This window comes from Peribacillus sp. P4_C12, assembly GCF_056402095.1.
The window spans coordinates 1-2254 of record NZ_JBFUIB010000563.1 but is presented as its reverse complement, the minus strand read 5'-3'; the positions used below and the strand labels follow the sequence as shown (position 1 = coordinate 2254).

Here is a 2254-nt window from a genome sequence, read left to right as displayed (position 1 = left end):
GAGGCACATAATGATTACTTACCTTAATAGTATTCAATTAAAAATTCACTTCCTATAACCGCTAATTTATCACTCGTAGAACTTTATTGTTAAATAATAGATTGAAACTTATTTTTCCAATAGCCGTTATAACTAAAAGAAAAAGTTTTTAATTAAATAAAGAATAGAGAGTAGCTGCTCTTGTTACAGATACTTTTTTTAACATAAATATCAATCAAATATGCAGTAAACCAACGGCAATAAAAAAGACATATTTTTAGGGTTTAACATTTCTTTACTTTCTATATAAAGAAATGAAGATTTTAATCTTCCTCGTTGGTATCTTCGGACTTTTCTAAAACACTTGGAAGTTTGAGTTTTTCATCCAGTAATACCCTTTTATATTGTTCACTAAAAGTTTTATCAGTTTCAATTAGCTTCGTCATCTCTCTATTAAATTCTCCGTAAGAAGATGCTAAATATGCAGAATTTAATTCAGAAACAACTACCTTATCTACCTCCATATGTTTAAGGTAGAATCTAATTCTACTCCAATTATTATTCGCAAATTCTATACCATACGGTGGTGATGACATGCTCCTATTTCCAAATAAACTACCTTTAAGCATTTTGAAATAATCGGTATTTTTTAAAAACTCCATCATGAATTCAGGAGGATTCTTCTTTACTTTTTTAAATAGAATCTTAATAAATTCATCTAATTCACTGAGAGGAATAATATTATTATCTAATAATATCTTTAATATATTCCACCCATCAATGTTACCCCATTTAAAAAGCTCCCAAATCTCCGATGACCAAAACTCCCTGATGTATTTTTCATCACTTGAAATCTCATATAACTTTCCCGAAAATACAATAATAAATTTCCTGAAAATATCCCAATCACTTTTAATAAAGTTTATGAATGCTTCTCTTATAATAGCAACTTCTGAATTTGCTACATAGTTCCAAAATTCGAAAGTATTACTATCCTCATCAAAGCGTTTAAATTCAATTATATTATCTTCAAAGTAATCATCAACTTCTTTGAGAAATAGGGGTATTTCTGCTTTAGTCATTGCATGAGGTATCTCTTTGACAATTGGTAAAACATTAGTATTTGGAGGAGTGTACTTAGTATCATAATGCATCTTTATTTTTTCAAATAAACCAGCAGTTCCACCATTCACAACAAACTTGTTCAAATTCGATTCAATAAATAACCATAAAGCTTCTACATGTGGATAGCTTACAATATTACTTTTTGCATGAGCACAATCATTTCTTATTGTCCTCCAATATGAGTACTGTACTCTAATATCATCTGTAATTAAGAACGGGTTATCTGGTTTTGTTCTATTTACCAAATCAAAGACCGTATTATCCCATGCATTATCATCATTTAGTTCTTCTAATTTCTTTTCCCACATGTTTTGTGGTATATTGTTGGGCTTATTATGAGAGTTAAGCAATCTTTCGCGTAATACTGTTTGAATTCCTAAGTATGACATAATGAAAGAAGCTCTGTAAGCAGAAATCTTATAACATAATACAGATTCCTTAAAGAGAGTTTTAGCATCACCAGGGAATTCATAGTTTTCAAACCATTTTTCAAATCTAGTTTTCATGTTAGTTCACTACCTTACCTTTATTATCACAGAAAATCCTTCTATATTTTATTACATCTAATAAAATAACAAAGTTGAATATCCTGGAATTTCCACTCTAATTCTCACTTCAATTTTCATTAAAAAGTTTACAAATTGCAACTTTACTAGTATTGTCACATTACTTCTTTATTTTGTATTTAATGAATAAAACTGTAATTGTTCTCCTATTCCTTTTCCTTGAAGCGGCACATTACATTCAATCCCTTTCCATAACAGGAACTAGATACTCCCTATATTTAACCCCAGCATAAAAGTCAATTTGTTTAATGTTTAATTACAATTTGTCAACTGCGTAAGGACTACTTTAGTGATACTTTCATATTGTTTAGAGTTACATCATAATGCTCAATTTCATCATCATGTTTTAAGAGTCCATACTTTGCGGATAATACAAACCATTCATCATCATCTTTCTGTTCAATGAACTTAACTGCTTATTAAACAAAGTTGATTCTTGGTACATTTCTCTCGTACTGCAAGGATAATTAGCTTTTACCATAGTACAAGTAACAATTGCTATTTTCATAAATAGCTTACTCCTTTGTTTGAATATCTAGGAAAATTATACCATATTTTTTGTAAATTTTTAAGGATAAAAAARG

Annotated in this window: 2 protein-coding genes; both read right to left on the bottom strand. The window is 29.0% G+C overall.

Features of this window, described 5'->3' with window-relative positions:
- Positions 1-302 precede the first annotated feature (302 nt).
- A complete protein-coding gene (locus AC1DUW_RS26505) occupies positions 303-1610 on the bottom strand; it encodes a hypothetical protein (RefSeq protein WP_477643890.1) in 1308 nt (435 codons plus the stop codon).
- Positions 1611-1951: 341 nt separating this feature from the next.
- Entirely contained in the window at positions 1952-2074 is a 123-nt protein-coding gene (locus AC1DUW_RS26500) for a DUF6884 domain-containing protein (protein ID WP_477643891.1), read from the bottom strand.
- Positions 2075-2254: the final 180 nt, after the last annotated feature.